Raw genomic sequence first — 16,858 nt, 5'->3', positions numbered from 1 at the left:
CCCGGTTCGGGCCTGCACAACTGGAAATTGACCATCTACACCGAACCAGAAGGGAGCCACCCGTGGCACTCACCCAGGAAGAAATCGTTGCCGAACTCGGACAGATCATCGAGGAGGTCACCGGCATCGAACCCTCCGAGGTGACCGTCGAGAAGTCCTTCGTCGACGACCTCGACATCGACTCCCTGTCCATGGTTGAGATCGCTGTCCAGACCGAGGACAAGTACGGCGTCAAGATCCCCGACGAGGATCTCGCGAGCCTCCGCACCGTCGGTGACGCAGTCGGCTACATCCAGAAGCTCGAGGCCGAGGGTGGCGCCGAGGCAGAAGCTGTGAAGGCGAAGCTCGAAGCATCCAAGAACGACGAGGAGTGAGCCTTACCGTGACTTCCGCAACCCGCAACGGGAATTTCCCCAACATCGTCGTCACGAGCCTTGCAGCTTCGACGTCGGTCGCCGGTGATGTGGATGGCACGTGGAAGGGCTTGCTGGCCGGCGAGAGCGGCATCGACGTCCTTCACGACGCCTTCATCGAAGAGAACGATCTCCCGGTGAAGATCGGTGGCCACCTCAAGGTGTCCCCCGACGAGTCGCTCTCCCGCGTCGAACTCCGGCGTATGAGCTTCGTCGAGCGCCTCGCCCTCGTTCTCGGCCGCAAGGTCTGGGGCGAGGCGGGATCGCCGGAGGTCGACAAGGATCGTCTCGGTGTCGTCATCGGCACCGGGCTCGGCGGCGGTGAGGCTCTCGTCGAGGCAGTGGACAAGATGAAGACCGGCGGCTACCGCAAGGTGTCCCCGTTCTCCGTCCAGATGGTCATGCCGAACGGCCCGTCCGCAACGGTCGGGCTCGAACTGGGTGCCCGGGCAGGAGTTATCACTCCGGTCTCGGCATGCTCCTCCGGTTCCGAGGCCATCGCTCACGCCTACAGAATGCTCGTGATGGGCGACGCGGACATCATCGTGGCCGGTGGTGTCGAGGGCTACCTCGACGCCGTGCCGATCGCAAGCTTCGCGATGATGCGTGCGCTGAGCACCAACAACGAGAACCCGAAGGCTGCGTCGCGTCCGTTCGACAAGGATCGCGACGGCTTCGTCTTCGGTGAGGCAGGCGCGCTCATGGTCCTCGAGACCGAGGAGCACGCCAAGGCTCGCGGCGCGACCATCCACGCTCGTCTTCTGGGCGCGGGTATCACGTCGGACGGCTTCCACATCGTCGCGCCGGACCCTTCGGGCTCCGGTGCAGCACGGGCGATGACACGGGCCATCCAGACAGCAGGCCTGACGAAGCAAGACATTCAGCACATCAACGCGCACGCCACGGCAACTCCGATCGGCGACACTGCAGAGGCCAACGCCATCAATTCTGCTGTCGGTAATCACGCCGCGGTGTACGCACCGAAGTCCGCGTTGGGGCACTCGATCGGCGCGGTCGGCGCGCTCGAATCGGTGCTCACGGTCCTGAGTGTGCGGGACGGAATCATTCCGCCCACGCTCAATCTCGAAAATCAGGATCCAGAAATCGACCTCGATGTCGTCAAGGGCGAAGCCCGTACCGGCCAGATCGATTTCGCGCTCAACAACTCGTTCGGGTTCGGTGGGCACAATGTCGCGCTCGCCTTCGGCCGGGCATAAGAGCTCGGCTCGAAACAGCTAGATCGCGGGTGGAGATTCCGCACGACGCGTAACGCGGAATCTCCACCCATCGACAGCCCCAGTGAGGGCCCGCTACAGGAGGACGCGATGACAATTCTGGCACCGTCGACGAAATCTGATCCGTCGACCGACCCCCGCGACCCCCTGGCCCGCCTGGAGCGTCTTTTCGACACCGGCACCGTCACCACACTTCACGAGGCCGACAAGTCCGGCGTACTCGCCGCGGTCGGCACCATCGACGGCGTTCGCAGCGTCGCGTACTGCTCCGACGCCACCGTCATGGGCGGCGCAATGGGCGTCGAGGGCTGCAAGCACATCGTCAAGGCGATCGACACGGCCATCGAGGAAGATGTCCCGATCATCGGCCTGTGGCACTCCGGTGGCGCCCGTCTCGCGGAAGGCGTCGAAGCCCTTCACGCGGTGGGACTCGTCTTCGAGGCGATGGTACGAGCGTCCGGTCGCATCCCCCAGATTTCCGTCGTACTCGGCTTCGCCGCAGGTGGCGCCGCCTACGGGCCGGCCCTCACCGACATCGTGATCATGGCTCCCGAAGGGCGTGTCTTCGTGACAGGCCCCGACGTGGTCCGCAGCGTCACCGGTGAGCAGGTCGACATGGTCTCGCTCGGCGGACCCGACACTCACACCAAGAAGTCCGGTGTCGCGCACATCGCAGCCCGCGACGAGGACGACGCCTTGCACCGCGCACGGCGACTCGTCTCGATGATCGCCGAGCAAGGCGAGTTCGATCATTCCGCGGCCGAGCACGGCGACACCGATCTCCGCGCGTTGATGCCCGAGTCGGCGAAGCGCGCCTACGACGTACGCCCGATCGTTCACGAACTCCTCGACAACGTCGAAGGCGAGTCCAGCTTCGAGGAACTTCAGGGCAATTACGCCCGCAGCATCGTCACCGGTTTCGGGCGCCTCGGTGGGCGCACCGTCGGTGTCATTGCCAACAACCCACTTCGACTCGGCGGTTGCCTCAACTCCGAGAGCGCCGAGAAGTCTGCACGATTCGTCCGCCTGTGCAATGCGTTCGGAATTCCGCTGGTCGTCCTCGTCGATGTGCCCGGATACCTGCCCGGGGTCAGCATGGAATGGGAGGGCGTGGTTCGTCGTGGCGCCAAACTGCTGCACGCCTTCGCCGAGGCCACCGTTCCGCGCGTCACGGTCGTGACTCGCAAGATCTACGGCGGCGCCTACATCGCAATGAACTCCCGCGCATTGGGTGCAACAGCGGTGTACGCCTGGCCGGGCGCCGAGGTCGCCGTCATGGGCGCGAAGGCCGCAGTCGGCATTCTGCACAAGCGGGCACTGGCCGCAGCACCGGAAGAAGAGCGTGAAGCTCTTCACGACCGCCTCGCCATAGAACACGAGGCCATCGCCGGCGGCGTCGCACGTGCCGTGGAGATCGGCGTCGTAGACGACGAGATCGACCCCGCGAAGACCCGAAGCGTCGTGGCAGCAGCACTGGCGGCCGCACGTCCGGCACGCGGCGACCACAAGAACATTCCGTTGTGACGGCGAGCTGACTCGGGCTACGTCGTGCCCTCCTGATCGAGTAACTCCTCGCCGTGGGTGTCGATGCCGACGAGCGCGAGTTCGACCGGCAGCCGACGCTCGTCGAGACCCTGACCTAGTAGGTGCGTAGCGTTTCTCGCAGCCGGGCCGGTACCGCACCGGTCGCCGCCAGGCCGTCCAGTTCTCGACGAACGAGTGCACGAAGGGTGTCCCGATCGTCCGTCATGAGACATGCGACCTGCACCGAGTCGTACAGCGTGACCGAGCCGGTTTCGAGGCACCTGTGCCGATGCGACGCACGGCGAGTGCTTCACGGTGGCTACGCGCGAACCCTGCAACGCCGTGGCCGGACGTGCCGATCGCAACGTGCAGTCCCTGCCCCGCGGGCAGGTTCTCGGACAGCAACTGTTCCGTGCACCGGAAGTCGCAGGATTCTCACTGTGGGCGTGCCACGCCCACAGTTCACGAGCCCCCCGAGGGCATACTCAGCGGGCGCGTTTCTCCCGCGACGTTGCGCGCACACTCGGTCAGAGTGCCGAGAATGTCCGACAGCGGATCCGCCTGCGCGGTCCGCACGACGAAGGCAGTGTGATGCCGGCGCAGCGGGTGATCGAAGGTAGTGGGAACATGTGCCCATGTCCCCTCGGAATGACCCCACGGTGGCTCCCACGAACATTCGTCCATCGATCGGCGCCGCCGAGTATCCAGCACTCGCTGCAATCTGGCGTAGCGCCGTGGACGCAACGCACGACTTCCTCGCAGACGTGGATCGAGGCGAGATCGAGGCGAAACTACAGTCCGATTACTTTCCTGCAGTTCTGCTCTCGGTCGCAGAGCGAGACGGTCGACAAGTTGGCTTCTCCGGAGTACTCGACGGAAGGCTGGAGATGCTGTTCGTCGACGCAGCCCAACGCGGCAGTGGCATCGGCACGGCACTTCTTTCCCATGCAATCAGAGAACACGCAGTTGCGGGCGTCGATGTCAACGAGCAGAACGTCTCGGCTGCGGAGTTCTACGCTCACCATGGATTCGAGGTTGTCGGTCGCAGCGAAACAGACGAGGCAGGGCGTCCGTATCCGTTGCTCCACCTACAGCTCACCAAGGTGTCATGATCCGCTGATCGCGACGTCCGGCCAGCTTGTTTCAGCCCACCTGTCTGGGCAGCCAGGTCACCTCGGCGCCTTCACCACCATTGCGGAACGGCTCGAGCGCGGCATCCCATTCGGATCCGAGCGCACGGTCGAGTTCCGCGGCCACGTTGCCGCCGACGGACATGATCGCCCGAAGGCGCATCTCCCCCACGACCACATCACCGTTGGCACTCGTCGAACCGTGCCACAGGCCGAGTCCGGGAACGTGACTGTACCGCTCCCCGTCCACGCCTTCACTGGCATCCTCGGTGACCTCGAAGCGCAGCATCGGCCACGCGCGGAGGGCGTTGACCAGGCGTGCGCCGGTTCCCACCGGGCCGACCCAGTTGCTCGTCGCCTGCAAGACGCCGCTCGACGCGGGCTGCGCCGCCCACTTCAGGTCCGCACGACTGTCCAGGGTGGCCGTCAGGGCCCACTCGATGTGTGGACACAGCGCGGCCGGCGACGAGTGGATGTAGACCACTCCGGTCGTCACGTCCGCGAACTGATTCAATGCGCGCACTTTGAGCCTCCTGCAATTCGACGAGGGACGTCTTCCCCAACGACCTCGGTCGACATGCTCCAGAGCACTCGATTTACCAGTGTGCCTCGTGTTAACCGTGTTGCGCCAGTGGTTGGCGAGAAATTTATGTCAGGATATCTGGCTTCCTGCTCGGCAATCCCGGATCACGGCGTCGCTCAACTCGGGCCACACCGGCTTCGCCCAATCCCCGAAGTCACGATCCGTGAGCACGACGCAGGCAGTCCGGAGTGCGGGGTCCACCCAGAGAAAGGTGCCCGACTGACCGAAGTGGCCGAAGGTGCCCGGCGAGTTCGCCTCCCCGGTCCAGTGCGGATTCTTCGAATCCCGGAGCTCGAATCCGAGTCCCCAATCGTTGGGCCGCTGCCAGCCGTAGCCGGGCAACAAACCATCGAGACCCGGGAACTGGACCGACGTCGCAGCATCGAACGTCTGCTGAGCGACCAGTGTCGGGGCCAGGAGCTCGGCAGAGAATCTAGCGAGGTCGGCGACGGACGCCCGGGCCCCGTGTCCGGCCGGGCCGGACAGTTCGGCTGTGTTCATCCCGAGCGGTTCGAACACCGCTTCCCGCAGATAGCTCGCGAACTCGATTCCGGATTCCTCGGCTACGAGCTGTGCCAGCACCTCGTAGCCGGCACTCGAGTAGATCCGTTTCGTTTCCGGGGGTGCCGATACCGTGTTCTCGTCGAATGCGAGTCCAGAGGCGTGTGCCAGAAGATGGCGCACGGTCGACCCTTCAGGGCCCGCCGGCTGATCGAGTTCGACGGCACCTTCCTCGGTGGCGATCAGAACCGCATAGGCAACCAGGAGCTTGGTCACCGAGGCCAGCGGAAATACACTGTCTACGTCACCTCGGCTTCCGATGGTGCCGGTCCGGTCGACGACGGCAGCAGCCGCATTGTCCACCGGCCACTGCGCGATCAGGCCGAGAGAGTTTTCGAGACTGTCCACGCCGAACAGCCTACGAGAGGCGTCAGCGGTCGGCCTCGGTGTAGCGGATCACCCCGCGAATGTTCTTCCCGTCGAGCATGCCGCGATAGCCGTCGTTGACCTCTTCCAGGCTGTAGGTGCGCGTGATCATGTCGTCCAGGTTGAGTTGTCCGGACTTGTACATGGCCAACAGGTTTGGCACGTCGGTCCGTGCGTTGCCGCCGCCGAAGATGTTTCCTTGCAGATCCTTCTGCAGCATGGAGAACAGGAACATGTTGAGTTTGACGTCCATGTCCGCCATGTGACCCATCGCGGTCACTACGCAGCGCCCGGCCTTGCTGGTCAGGATGAGCGCTTCCTCGATGTACTCGCCTCGCATCTCTCCGACGGTGATGATCGACTTCTGCGCCATTCGCCCCTCCGTGAGAGCGATGATCGGCTCGATTGCCGCTGCCGCACTCTCGAACGCATGAGTCGCACCGAATTTCAGCGCCTGCTCCCGCTTCCAGGGCACCGGGTCGATCGCGAAGATCTGGCGTGCGCCCGAGGCGACAGCACCCTGCAACGCGCTCATACCGACACCACCAACACCCATGATCACCACCGACTCCCCCGGACGCACCTCGGCAATTCGCGTCGCGGAGCCCCACCCGGTCGGCACGCCGCAACCCACCAGCGCGGCAACCGCGAACGGGATGTCCTCGTCGATCTTCACGACGGAACTTTCGTGAACCGTCATGTACGGCGAGAACGTTCCCAGCAGACACATCGGGATGACGTCCTGGCCGCGGGCCTGGATCCGATAGGTGCCGTCACTGATGGCGAGACCACTCAGGAGCCCCATCCCGAGGTCGCACAGATTCTGATGGCCGGCCGAGCACGCGGGACACCTTCCGCAGGCGGGGATGAACGAGAGGACCACGTGATCTCCGACCTCGAGGTCGTGGACCTCGGGCCCCACCGCCGTGATCACGCCGGACCCCTCGTGCCCGCCCATCACGGGGAAGGACGGCATCGGCGTGGCGCCCGTGACGAGGTGATGATCGGAGTGGCACATTCCGGCGGCCTCCATCCGGATCTGCACCTCACCCGTGCGCGGGTCACCGATCTCGATGTCCTCGACCGACCACGGCTCGTCGAGCCCCCAGAGAATCGCGCCCTTGGTTTTCATCGACCTGCCCTTCGTCACATGTGCACACCCGTGAATGTGACGATAGACACAAAACATGGCAATTGAAGCGCGTTCTACACGACGCCTAAGTCGGGACGTTCCGGCGCGTGACCTCTACTCGCGCATCTCCCCAGCCCTTCGCACCAGCTCGCGCACCTGCTTGGAGTCGACCGGCGCGCCAGGGAACGACGCGACTCGGTTCAGCGGCATCGAACCCATCATCTTCAGCAGACCCGGGTCGTCGAACATGGTCGGCCCGGCCTTGTCCATCGCCTCACGCAGAAGGTCGCCGCCCACCGGGTGTGTTGTCCACTCTTCGATCGTCGACTCCTCGGACAGGATCTGCATCGGCTCGTTGCCGTCGATCGTCACGGTCGTTTCTCCGCGAAGATCGCGCGAGGACGCACCCACGTACACGTGATAGTCACCCGACTCGAGTACCCACTGCGAGAGGGATTCGTCGAAGTACGAGAGGTCCTCTCGTGCGATGTCGATCGTCACCGCCTTCGCTTCACCTTTCCGGACGAACTCGTTGGCGAACGCCTTCAACTCTCGAACCGGACGCATCACGGACGAGTGCGGAACTCCCACATAAACCTGGACCACGTCACGCCCGTCTCGATTCCCGGTGTTGCGGAGCGTTACGGACACGACGACTCCCTTGTCGGACGGGCGAGCGCTGATGTCGGAGTACTCGAAGGTGGTGTAGGACAGTCCGTGCCCGAACGGGAAACTCACCGGAATCTTCCGGGCGTCGTAGTGCCGATATCCGACGAAGAGTCCCTCGCCGTAACGGACGTGGCCCGCCTCCCCCGGGAAGTTCAGGTAGGCAGGGGTGTCCTCGAGTCGAAGCGGAATCGTTTCGGTCAGGCGGCCGGACGGGTCGACCCGCCCGAACAGCACGTCGGCAATTGCGCCTCCGCCTGCCTGCCCGAGCAGCCACCCCTCGACGATCGCAGAAACGCCCTCGGCCCAGTCACCGACACGGACGACGCTGCCGTTCGACAGAACAACCACCACTCGGGAATTCACGTCGAGCACCGCACGCAGAAGTTCCGTCTGTTCGGCCGGCAGGTCGATGTGCTCGCGATCGAAGCCTTCCGACTCTGCGTCTTCGGGCAGGCCGAGGAACACCACCGCGACGTCTGCACTTCTCGCCGTATCCACGGCTTCGGTCGCAAGATCGGTAGCGTTCGTTGTGGGCTCCCCGAGGGGGAATCCCTGCGTGAAGGCCACTGTCCAGCCACTGGCGATTTCACGGATCTCGTCGAGGGCATTGTCGAGTCGGGTGGGGTTTATCTGCGAGCTGCCCGCGCCTTGATAGCGCGGCGTTCTCGCGAATTCACCGATCACGGCGAGGCTGCCGTTTCGGTTCGGGTCGAGGGGAAGAATCCCGTCGTTACTCAACAACACGATGCTCCGGCCAGCGACCTCGCGAGCAAGCGCGTGATGCTCGGCCGAATCGAACGATCCCTCTTCGCGGCTGTTCTCTCGTACCCGGTTCACGAGGGTGATCACTCGCTGGGCGGCGGCATCGAGAACGGACATCTCGATGTCGCCGGATTCGACTGCGGCAGTGACCTCGGCGTCGGAAACGCCACTCGTCGAAGGCATCTGGAGGTCCAGCCCAGCGGACAGAGACGGAACTCTCTCCGCCACAGCGCCCCAGTCCGAGACGACCAGTCCGTCGAACCCCCATTCACCACGCAGTACGTCCGTCAGAAGCCACCGATTCTGCGAGGCATACGTGCCGTTGATGCGGTTGTAGGAACACATGACCGTCCAGGGGGCCGCAGTGCGCACCACGTGCTCGAAGCCGCGGAGATAGATCTCCCGCAACGTGCGCTCGTCGACTTCGGCGCTCACGCGGAGTCGTTCGGTCTCCTGATTGTTCACGGCGAAGTGTTTGAGCGACGCGCCCACTCCGTTGGCCTGCAGTCCATCGACGAGTGCTGCAGCGAGCCGGCCGGCCAGAATCGGATCCTCGGAGAAGTACTCGAAGTTGCGTCCACACAGCGGCGACCGCTTGATGTTCATGCCAGGCCCCAGCAGCACTCCGACCTGCTGCGCCTTGGCTTCCGAGGCAAGAGCAGCGCCGACTCGTTCGAGCAGTTCGGTGTCCCACGAAGACCCGAGTGCCACTGCCGGTGGGAAACACGTCGCCGGCGCACTGTCACCGATGCCCAGATTGTCGCCACCCTCGTTCTGCTTTCGCACACCGTGGGGCCCGTCGGTGAGAAGGATCGAGCTCATGCCGACCCGCTGGACAGCTTCCGTCTCCCAGAAGTTCTTGCCACTCGTGAGGGATGCCTTCTCCTCGGTGGTGAGATCGGCCAGGTAAGGCGAGGTGACCATCGTGAATCCTCCGTTCGTAGGTCGTACCCACGCTACGGAGTCGACGAACCGGTCACTATTGAACAAGCACGTGCCGACACTCACACTTACGCTGGAAACATGGCTGACACGACATCGACGCGGATCGAGTTCGACGGACATGTCCAGACGATCGGCGACGCGACGATCCTGAGGTTCCCGGACCGGGCGAGTGCAGAACTCCCCTCGCGCGGCCAGGTTGCGGTCGAGGCTGAGCTGAACGGCAGGCCCTTCGAGACCGTTGTCGAACCCGACGGCATGAAGGGACACTGGCTTGCGATCGACGAGGAGCTACTCCGAACCCTGGCCCTCGATGACGGCGATCCCGTGACGCTCGAGGTCCGACCGACCAAGAATTGGCCGGAGCCCGACGTGCCGCAAGACTTTCGGGACGCACTCGCCGAGGCCTCTGACATTGCCGACACCTGGGACAGCATCACACCGATGGCGCGGTGGGAATGGATCCGGTGGATCCGATCCACCAAGAACCCCGACACCCGAGCACGCCGCGTCGAGGTCGGCATCTCGAAACTGCGTTCGGGAAAGCGTCGGCCGTGCTGCTTCGACCTGTCGGCCTGCACCGACCCGGACTTGTCCAAGAACGGCAAGCTCGTGGACGCGGTGTGACAGCCTTCCTTCCCGTCACCACGGACCGCCTCGTCCTTCGTCCGTACGTCTCCAGCGATCGCGCCGAATTCCACGCCGTCTACTCACGGCCGGAGGTCGCCAGGTTTCTGCTCGAGGAACCATGGACGGAACACGTTGCCGAGCAGAAGGTCGCCGAACGCAGTGAGCAAACCTGCCTGAACGGCCCTGGCGGAACGCTGGCACTCGTTGTCGACCTCGAGGGTCGAGCGATCGGCAACGTCATGCTGTGGTTCACGGATCGCGAACATGGGGTTGCCGAAATCGGATGGGTACTCGACCCGACGTTCGGCGGCCGTGGCTATGGCGCCGAAGCCGTTCGCGCGGTGCTGAACCTCGCCTTCGACCACTATCGGATTCACCGCGTCGCGGCACAGATGGACGGTCGCAACACAGCTTCCGCGCGTCTCGCGAAGAACGTCGGGATGCGACACGAAGCGCATCTGCGACAGGACTGGTGGAGCAAGGGTGAGTGGACCGACACCGTGATCTTCGGGACCCTCGCGAGCGACCGTTAGTGGATGGCGTCGCGATCCGGCCGAGCGGGCGGGTCCAGTCCACTGGCTCGCCACACAGCCGGTAGCCGTCGCCAGCACCCATCATTCACCGAAAACGCGGGGACCACGGCTCACGTCTGAGCATAGGCATCCGCGTACTCGTCGCTGGGCGGTACAGGTTGGATCACGTCGAGAAGGACGCCGTCGGGAGCCGCGACGATGAAATGGCGTTGCCCGAAGTCCTCGTCGCGAATAGGCAGGACGACCTCGATATCCGCATGACCGGTCACGCGGCGATGGACCGCATCGACGTCGTCGACTTCAAGATTCACTATGACCCCGCGCGGAGGGGCGCCGTACCCAGCCGGAATCGTCGTGTGGTCGTGAGCCAGGATCGCCAACTCGAATGCGTCCAGCCGCAGGCTGACGTACCAGTCAGACTCGAAGGTCGCCTCGAAGCCGACCACCTCACGGTAGAACGACGCCGCGGCCGCGACATCCCGAGACATGAGCACCGGATAGAAGCCCATAACAGACATGGAACCACTCCTTTACGTACACTGAGTATCTAACGAAATCAGGATACATACGTTGCGTACGTAAAGGAAGACTCGATGCCCCGTGCCTCCGCCGCCCACGCGGCCCAAACAGCCCAGTCAGTTCTGGGGTCGGCGACCGATCTTTTCGCATCGCAGGGCTTCGTGGACGTCTCGCTTGACGATGTCGCCACGGCGGTGGGGGTTACGCGGGGAGCGGTCTACCATCACTACAGGAGCAAGGCGGGACTGTTCGGCGCAGTGGTGGACAGGCTGCAGTCTCAGGTCGCCGCCGCCGTCGTCGCGGCCGCGAAAGAGGCCGGCCCACTCCCGAGCGATCAACTCCGCGCCGGATCCCACGCATTCCTCGATGCGATCACCTCCGGCACCGCCGCCCGTATCCTGCTCATCGACGCCCCATCGGTGGTCGGCTGGCAGGAGTGGCGACGGCTCGACGCCGAGAATTCCGCAGCACACCTGCGCGACGCCCTGCGAAACGTGGGGGTGCCGGACGATCTTCTCGACGCGACCACCGCGCAACTCTCGGGAGCGATGAACGAAGCCGCCCTTTGGATCGCCCAGCAAGAGAACACCGATGTGGCTCGAGTACAGGCGCACTCCGCGCTCGACCGACTCCTCGCTACCTACCACTCGTGACGTCTCGTCCGAGCCGGACGGGCACACGTAAGACGGTGGGGCGGGCGGGGCTCGAACCCGCGACCAATGGATTATGAGTCCACGGCTCTAACCGACTGAGCTACCGCCCCATCGCGAGGGAAATCCTCACAGCGCGTGGAATGTTACCGCCACTTCGCGGCGCGCTCGTAGGCGGGATCGCCCACCCGAAACGACAGAAGCCCGCCAACGAGAGTCGACGGGCTTCCTGCGTGCTCCCCCGGCTGGACTCGAACCAGCAACCGTCCGATTAACAGTCGGAAGCTCTGCCAATTGAGCTACAGGGGATTATCCTTCGGTGCCTCGCCGTCTCCGGCGTTGCCTGGAAGACTTTAGCCTATTGCCCCACCCCAGTACCAAATCGCCTGCCGAACGATGCGTCAGGCAGGATGGTGGAGATCGATGTGCACCGGGAGGAAGCGGGAATGATGCGGTTGTTGATCGGTATCGCGGCAGGATACGTCCTGGGTACGCGCGCGGGACGTGCACGATACGAACAGATCAGTAAGGCAACGAAGGCCGTGGCGACGAGTCCGGCCACCAAGAAGGTGCTGCAGGTCTCCCGTCAGCGCCTGTCCGATTCACTCGACACCAAGCCGAAGCTCGAGCCGATGCGGCCGATCAGCGAGGACACCACCATTCTCGTACCGCAGGATCAGCTGAAGAAAAAGTAGCGGTCGGCCGGAAGCAGGGCCTGTGTCAGCCTGCTAGACCGTCGCCGCTCGAGTCGCCGATCGCCTGATCGAGAAGGCTACGGCGATACTGTTCTAGGGCGACCAGGTCGCCGAGGAGGGAGTGGAACTCTTCGGAGGCGGCAGCCGGGGATACCCGTTGCAGCCGCGATTTGAGTTCCGCAACCTGCTCCCCCACCCATACTTCCTGCAGCCGTGCGAGCACACCCGAGATGTATCGGGGAACCGTGTCTTCCTCCGCGGGCAACGACTCGACCGCAAGTTCCGACAGGAGCGACGTGGCGACCGGGTCGTCGAGGCTCCGGCCCACAACGTCCAGCCATTCGGCGCCGCCGAGTCCTGCGCTGGCTCCTCCGGCCGCGGCCATGGCCTGGCGGATCGCTGAGTACGCGGGGTGAGTGAAAGTTTCGGTCGGCAGTGAATCGAACACGGTGCCGGCGATGGCCGGGTACTGCAGCGCACCCTTGATCGCCTCTCGTTGGGGCCACAACGTGGGATCGTTCGGACGTGGCCGAGGAATCCCTGTGCGCGCCGCGTCCTGCGGTGCTGGTTCCTCCCGAATTGTGCGACGAGTCGACGGCGCGGCACCGCCCTTGGCCCGCCGCTGCGCCTCCTCACGGACGCGACGACGAACGGCCGGAATATCGTCCCAACCGACCCAGCCGCAGAGCTGTACGGCATAGCTGTCGCGGAGTGTGGGTTCCTTGATCTGCGCCACAACCGGTACGGCTCGGCGCAGGGCCTCTACACGCCCCTCCGCCGTTTCGAGATCGTGGTCGGACAGCATCGACTTCACGACGAACTCGAACATCGGGGTACGTCGCGCCACGAGATCCCGGACCGCCCCGTCGCCGGACTCCTGTCGGAGCTCGCACGGGTCCATGCCTGCGGGCGCAATGGCGACGAACGTCTGACCGGCCATCTTCTGGTCGCCCTCGAAGGCCTTCATCGCGGCAGCCTGACCGGCCGCGTCGCCGTCGAACGTGTAGATGATCTCCCCGCGAAAGTAGCTGTCGTCCATGAGGAGTCGGCGCAGCATCGACAGGTGGTCGTCGCCGAAGGCAGTACCACACGCTGCCACCGCCGTCTTCACACCGGCGAGATGCATCGCCATCACATCGGTGTACCCCTCGACCACCACTGCCTGGTGCCCTTTCGCGATCTCGCGTTTGGCGAGATCCAGACCGAACAGCACCTGAGACTTCTTGTACAGCATGGTTTCCGGCGTATTGACGTACTTGCCGGGCATGGTGTCGTCGTCGAACAGTTTGCGCGCGCCGAATCCGATCACGTCGCCGGACAAGTTGCGGATCGGCCACAGCAGTCGACGGTGAAAGCGGTCGATGTGCCCACGCCGACCTTCTCTGGACAGGCCGGCGGCCTCGAGTTCCTTCAACTCGAACCCCTTGGACAGCAGATGCTTCGTGAGGTTGTCCCAGCCGGCCGGCGCGTAGCCGCATCCGAAGGTACGTGCGGCGTTCTCGTCGAAATTGCGTTCGGTGAGGTAGTCACGGGCTGCCTGCGCGTCCGGCTCGTTGAGACGGGCCGCATAGAACTCCTGGGCGGCCGCGTTCGCCGCCACCAGCCGTGCGCGGGTACCCCGATCCCGCTGCACCGAGGTGCCGCCACCCTCGTAGGAGATCGTGTAGTTGGCCCTGTCCGCGAGCTGCTCCACCGATTCCACGAAGGTGATGTGGTCGATCTTCTGCAGGAACGAATAGACGTCGCCGCCCTCGCCACATCCGAAGCAGTGGTACGTGCCGTGATTCGGGCGAACATGGAAGGACGGCGACTTCTCGTCGTGGAAGGGACACAGGCCCTTCATGGAATCGGCGCCGGCTCGCTTGAGGGAGACGTACTCCCCCACGATGTCCTCGATTCGAGTGCGGTCGCGAATCGCCGCTATGTCGCGATCGGGGATTCTGCCAGCCACGCCGACAGTCTAGGCCCTAGCAGTTGGACGGAGCAGGCACGCCTGCGAAGCGATCGCCGAGGTACCCGGAGGCTCCCGCCGCGCCCGCCATCGCGGTGCCGTGATCGGCTCCCGGCAGTTCGAACAACTGGTGCGACGGCGCACACTGCAGACCCAGCGCGTTCACGAACGGTTGGTACGAGACCAACGGCGCGTCCGGGGCAGTGCCGGCCGGCACGCGCACGGTGGTCATCGCAGCGATCGGGTCGCCCGCGGAATTGGTCGACCGATAGCGAATCGGCCAGGAGCGGCAGCACCGGGAAATCCGGGTGCCGCACCCTGCAGACTGTCCAGCACGTCGCCGTCAGCGTGCGTTCCGAGATCAGGATCCGCAGCGTAGAAGGGATCGGGATCGGCCGGCGGATAGAGCGGGCGCCGCTTGGGCAGCCGGAGTCGAGAAAACCGAGCCGAGGGCTACGGTGAGCATTACCGAGACTGCGGTGGTGGTTCTGCGAAGCGCTGACCTCATCTGGTCCCTCTCGCTGAATGCGGGGCGTCATGTGACCTTCGCCCCAGTGCATTCGGAGCCGCCGTGACGGCGGATGGGTTCGCTGGAGAAGCCTGTCGAGCCGATCAGCCCCAGCTGGCTTGCGCCCCCAGGCTCGATTTGTCCACCCGCTCGAGCCTGCTCTCGGTGTACGACGCGATCTGATCGACGATCACGCGTACCCGTGCCGAATCGTCCGCGGCCCGCTCCCACGCCGGCAGCAACAATGGGTCGAGCCCGGCGGGCGCTGTGGTGAGCAACCATTCGGCCACCCGATGCACGCGGTCGCGTTGACGATCCTGTCGCGCCTTGTGTCCCTTGTCCGACATCACGTAATGCAGAGCAACGGTCTTGAGCAACGCGACCTCGGCACCGACAACCGGCGGTATGACCAGGTCGGCGTCGTATCGGGTCAGCGCCGTCGCTCCACCCACCTCCTGGGTGCCCGCTATCGCGGCCGTGGCGAATCGCCCCACGAGTTCACTGGTCAGATTCTTCAGAGCCACCGAACTGCCGAGAGTTCCGTCGTATCGGCCGACCTCGGACACCACGGGGAGCTCCGACAGACGCCGGGCAGCCTCCACCAGATCGTCGACGACCAGCCCCGAGAATTCCGATGCGCCCAGCGTCGCCAGTGCGCGCTGCTCGACCGGATCTGCCAGTGACCGCAGGTCGATGCGGCCTGCAATGACGCCGTCTTCCACGTCGTGGACCGAATACGCAACGTCGTCCGCCCAGTCCATCACCTGGGCCTCGAGACAGCGGCGCCCCTCCGGCGCACCCGATCTGACCCACGCCAACACGTCCGCATCGTCGTCGTAGGCACCGAACTTGGCGCCGGGCCGGGGACGAACCCAGGGGTACTTGATCGCCGCGTCGAGCGCAGCCCGAGTCAGATTGAGCCCGGCGCTGTTTCCCGAGGAGTCCAGCACCTTCGGTTCGAGACTCGTGAGAATCCGCAGGTTCTGGGCGTTCCCCTCGAATCCACCGCAGGAATGCGCCACCTCGTCGAGGGCCTTCTCCCCGTTGTGTCCATAGGGCGGATGCCCGATGTCGTGGGCAAGGCCGGCCAGATCGACCAGGTCCGGATCGCAGCCGAGACCGTCGGCGATGCCGCGACCGATCTGCGCCACCTCGATCGAGTGGGTGAGCCTGGTGCGTGGTGTGTCCCCGTCCCGCGGACCGACCACCTGTGTCTTGTCGGCAAGTCGGCGCAGGGCCGCCGAGTGCTGAACACGTGCGCGATCACGCGCGAAATCGCTTCGGCGATGGGCCGCATCCCGGTCGGCGCCCGGCAGTGCCGCACGCTTCGCCGACTCCGAGACGCGACGCTCGACGTCGTGCTCGCCGTACTCACCGCGCACCGATGGAGGAGTCGTCATCCGTTGATCACTGGCCCGCCGTGTAGGGGAAGTCCGCGGAGAAGTGCGTGAGCTGATACCAGATCAAAGCACCGGTCTCGCGGGCGATTCCGTGTAGTTGTGACTCGCGTGTGAACACCGCGGGCCCCTGCCGGGTGGGCGCCGTCCAGGCGTCGAGTCCGGCGTCCCGTGCCATCGTCCGCGTGCGGAGCGAATGCCACGGGTCACTGACCAGTACCGCGGTGTTCAAGCCTCGAGACGACATCTCCTCGCTCACGGCTTCGACGCTACGGAGAGTGTCCGAACCGACCTCGACGGCCGTGATGCTGTCCGCAGGCACACCCCGTTCGGTCAGATAGTTCTTACCCGAGGCGGCCTCGGTGTACTCGTCGCCCTCCTGCTTCCCACCCACGGTTACGACACGCGGAGCGACGCCCTGCTCGTACAGCTTGTAGGCCTGCTCCAGACGAGCTTCGAACACCGACGAAGGCGTGCCGGAGTACTGCGCCGCACCGAGCACCACGATCGCGTCCGCCGCCGACTTGTCGTCGACCCTCGCGACCTGCCACACCCGAAGGGCGGTCCCGGCCACGAGCACCACCCCCACGAGAAGCGTTCCCACGACGAGACGGCGCATCCACCGGAGCACACCGTCGAAGAAGCCGCTGCGCGTCGA

At 64.8% G+C, this 16,858-nt stretch carries 18 protein-coding genes and 2 tRNA genes; 8 read left to right on the top strand and 12 right to left on the bottom strand.

What is annotated here, in order from left to right; translation table 11 throughout:
- The first annotated feature begins 62 nt into the window (after positions 1-62).
- The 3 genes from acpM (at position 63) to ACFWO3_RS12470 (ending at position 3,172) form a co-directional block, all read left to right on the top strand.
- Complete coding sequence (acpM, locus tag ACFWO3_RS12480; RefSeq protein ID WP_378577719.1) at positions 63-374, top strand: meromycolate extension acyl carrier protein AcpM; 312 nt, start codon at positions 63-65, stop codon at positions 372-374.
- 8 nt (positions 375-382) lie between these two features.
- Positions 383-1,630 (top strand): KasA/KasB family beta-ketoacyl-ACP synthase, encoded by a 1,248-nt coding sequence (locus ACFWO3_RS12475; protein ID WP_378577717.1) that lies wholly within the window; start codon positions 383-385, stop codon positions 1,628-1,630.
- A 108-nt stretch (positions 1,631-1,738) separates the two neighbouring features.
- Positions 1,739-3,172, top strand: a complete 1,434-nt coding sequence (locus ACFWO3_RS12470) for an acyl-CoA carboxylase subunit beta (protein WP_378577715.1) — start codon at positions 1,739-1,741, stop codon at positions 3,170-3,172.
- 222 nt (positions 3,173-3,394) lie between these two features.
- Here ACFWO3_RS12470 and ACFWO3_RS12465 read toward each other — a convergent pair whose 3' ends face one another.
- The gene (locus tag ACFWO3_RS12465; RefSeq protein WP_378577713.1) at positions 3,395-3,577 is read right to left on the bottom strand and encodes a hypothetical protein; all 183 of its coding nucleotides are present in this window, start codon (positions 3,575-3,577) and stop codon (positions 3,395-3,397) included.
- Between the two features lie 230 nt (positions 3,578-3,807).
- On the opposite strand from ACFWO3_RS12465, the gene ACFWO3_RS12460 reads away from it, so the two are divergent.
- Positions 3,808-4,284, top strand: coding sequence for an acetyltransferase (locus ACFWO3_RS12460; protein ID WP_378577711.1), 477 nt, complete (start codon positions 3,808-3,810; stop codon positions 4,282-4,284).
- A gap of 31 nt (positions 4,285-4,315) precedes the next feature.
- On the opposite strand, the gene ACFWO3_RS12455 is transcribed toward ACFWO3_RS12460, so the two are convergent.
- The 4 genes from ACFWO3_RS12455 to ACFWO3_RS12440 all read right to left on the bottom strand — a co-directional run bounded on the left by ACFWO3_RS12455 (position 4,316) and on the right by ACFWO3_RS12440 (position 9,299).
- The gene (locus ACFWO3_RS12455) at positions 4,316-4,825 is read right to left on the bottom strand and encodes a DUF3145 domain-containing protein (RefSeq protein WP_378577709.1); all 510 of its coding nucleotides are present in this window, start codon (positions 4,823-4,825) and stop codon (positions 4,316-4,318) included.
- A gap of 129 nt (positions 4,826-4,954) precedes the next feature.
- On the bottom strand, positions 4,955-5,794 hold the full coding sequence (locus tag ACFWO3_RS12450) for a serine hydrolase domain-containing protein (RefSeq protein WP_378577707.1): 840 nt from the start codon (positions 5,792-5,794) through the stop codon (positions 4,955-4,957).
- A 22-nt stretch (positions 5,795-5,816) separates the two neighbouring features.
- Positions 5,817-6,944 (bottom strand): NDMA-dependent alcohol dehydrogenase, encoded by a 1,128-nt coding sequence (locus ACFWO3_RS12445; RefSeq protein ID WP_378577705.1) that lies wholly within the window; start codon positions 6,942-6,944, stop codon positions 5,817-5,819.
- Positions 6,945-7,058: 114 nt separating this feature from the next.
- Positions 7,059-9,299 carry a glycoside hydrolase family 3 C-terminal domain-containing protein gene (locus ACFWO3_RS12440; RefSeq protein ID WP_378577703.1) on the bottom strand — a complete coding sequence of 747 codons (2,241 nt, stop codon included), beginning with the start codon at positions 9,297-9,299 and terminating at the stop codon, positions 7,059-7,061.
- A 99-nt stretch (positions 9,300-9,398) separates the two neighbouring features.
- On the opposite strand from ACFWO3_RS12440, the gene ACFWO3_RS12435 reads away from it, so the two are divergent.
- Entirely contained in the window at positions 9,399-9,944 is a 546-nt protein-coding gene (locus ACFWO3_RS12435) for a YdeI/OmpD-associated family protein (RefSeq protein ID WP_378577701.1), read from the top strand.
- Entirely contained in the window at positions 9,941-10,480 is a 540-nt protein-coding gene (locus ACFWO3_RS12430) for a GNAT family N-acetyltransferase (RefSeq protein ID WP_378577699.1), read from the top strand. Before ACFWO3_RS12435 ends, ACFWO3_RS12430 begins: the two co-directional genes overlap by 4 nt.
- Before the next feature lie 110 nt (positions 10,481-10,590).
- Here ACFWO3_RS12430 and ACFWO3_RS12425 read toward each other — a convergent pair whose 3' ends face one another.
- Positions 10,591-10,998, bottom strand: coding sequence for a VOC family protein (locus tag ACFWO3_RS12425; RefSeq protein ID WP_378577697.1), 408 nt, complete (start codon positions 10,996-10,998; stop codon positions 10,591-10,593).
- A gap of 75 nt (positions 10,999-11,073) precedes the next feature.
- Here ACFWO3_RS12425 and ACFWO3_RS12420 point away from each other — a divergent pair, with 75 nt between their 5' ends.
- The gene (locus tag ACFWO3_RS12420; RefSeq protein WP_378577695.1) at positions 11,074-11,652 is read left to right on the top strand and encodes a TetR/AcrR family transcriptional regulator; all 579 of its coding nucleotides are present in this window, start codon (positions 11,074-11,076) and stop codon (positions 11,650-11,652) included.
- 36 nt (positions 11,653-11,688) lie between these two features.
- Here the strand turns inward: ACFWO3_RS12420 and ACFWO3_RS12415 are convergent.
- Together ACFWO3_RS12415 and ACFWO3_RS12410 are read right to left on the bottom strand one after the other, a co-directional pair.
- Positions 11,689-11,762: transfer RNA gene (locus ACFWO3_RS12415), tRNA-Ile, on the bottom strand.
- A gap of 123 nt (positions 11,763-11,885) precedes the next feature.
- A tRNA-Asn gene (locus ACFWO3_RS12410) sits at positions 11,886-11,958 on the bottom strand.
- Positions 11,959-12,095: 137 nt separating this feature from the next.
- On the opposite strand from ACFWO3_RS12410, the gene ACFWO3_RS12405 reads away from it, so the two are divergent.
- Positions 12,096-12,344 (top strand): hypothetical protein, encoded by a 249-nt coding sequence (locus tag ACFWO3_RS12405; protein WP_378577867.1) that lies wholly within the window; start codon positions 12,096-12,098, stop codon positions 12,342-12,344.
- A 25-nt stretch (positions 12,345-12,369) separates the two neighbouring features.
- On the opposite strand, the gene dnaG is transcribed toward ACFWO3_RS12405, so the two are convergent.
- From dnaG to ACFWO3_RS12385, 4 genes are all read right to left on the bottom strand, one after another.
- Positions 12,370-14,295: a DNA primase gene (dnaG, locus tag ACFWO3_RS12400; RefSeq protein ID WP_378577693.1), complete on the bottom strand. Its 1,926-nt coding sequence runs from the start codon at positions 14,293-14,295 to the stop codon at positions 12,370-12,372.
- Positions 14,296-14,311: 16 nt separating this feature from the next.
- A complete protein-coding gene (locus ACFWO3_RS12395) occupies positions 14,312-14,527 on the bottom strand; it encodes a hypothetical protein (RefSeq protein ID WP_378577691.1) in 216 nt (71 codons plus the stop codon).
- A gap of 380 nt (positions 14,528-14,907) precedes the next feature.
- On the bottom strand, positions 14,908-16,203 hold the full coding sequence (locus tag ACFWO3_RS12390) for a deoxyguanosinetriphosphate triphosphohydrolase (protein WP_378577689.1): 1,296 nt from the start codon (positions 16,201-16,203) through the stop codon (positions 14,908-14,910).
- Positions 16,204-16,210: 7 nt separating this feature from the next.
- Positions 16,211-16,819, bottom strand: coding sequence for a YdcF family protein (locus ACFWO3_RS12385; RefSeq protein ID WP_378577866.1), 609 nt, complete (start codon positions 16,817-16,819; stop codon positions 16,211-16,213).
- Between the last annotated feature and the right edge of the window lie 39 nt (positions 16,820-16,858).

The sequence above is a fragment of the Rhodococcus sp. NPDC058521 genome (assembly GCF_042719695.1).
Taxonomy (GTDB): domain Bacteria; phylum Actinomycetota; class Actinomycetes; order Mycobacteriales; family Mycobacteriaceae; genus Rhodococcus_F.
This window is presented reverse-complemented; position numbering and strand designations above follow the sequence as displayed.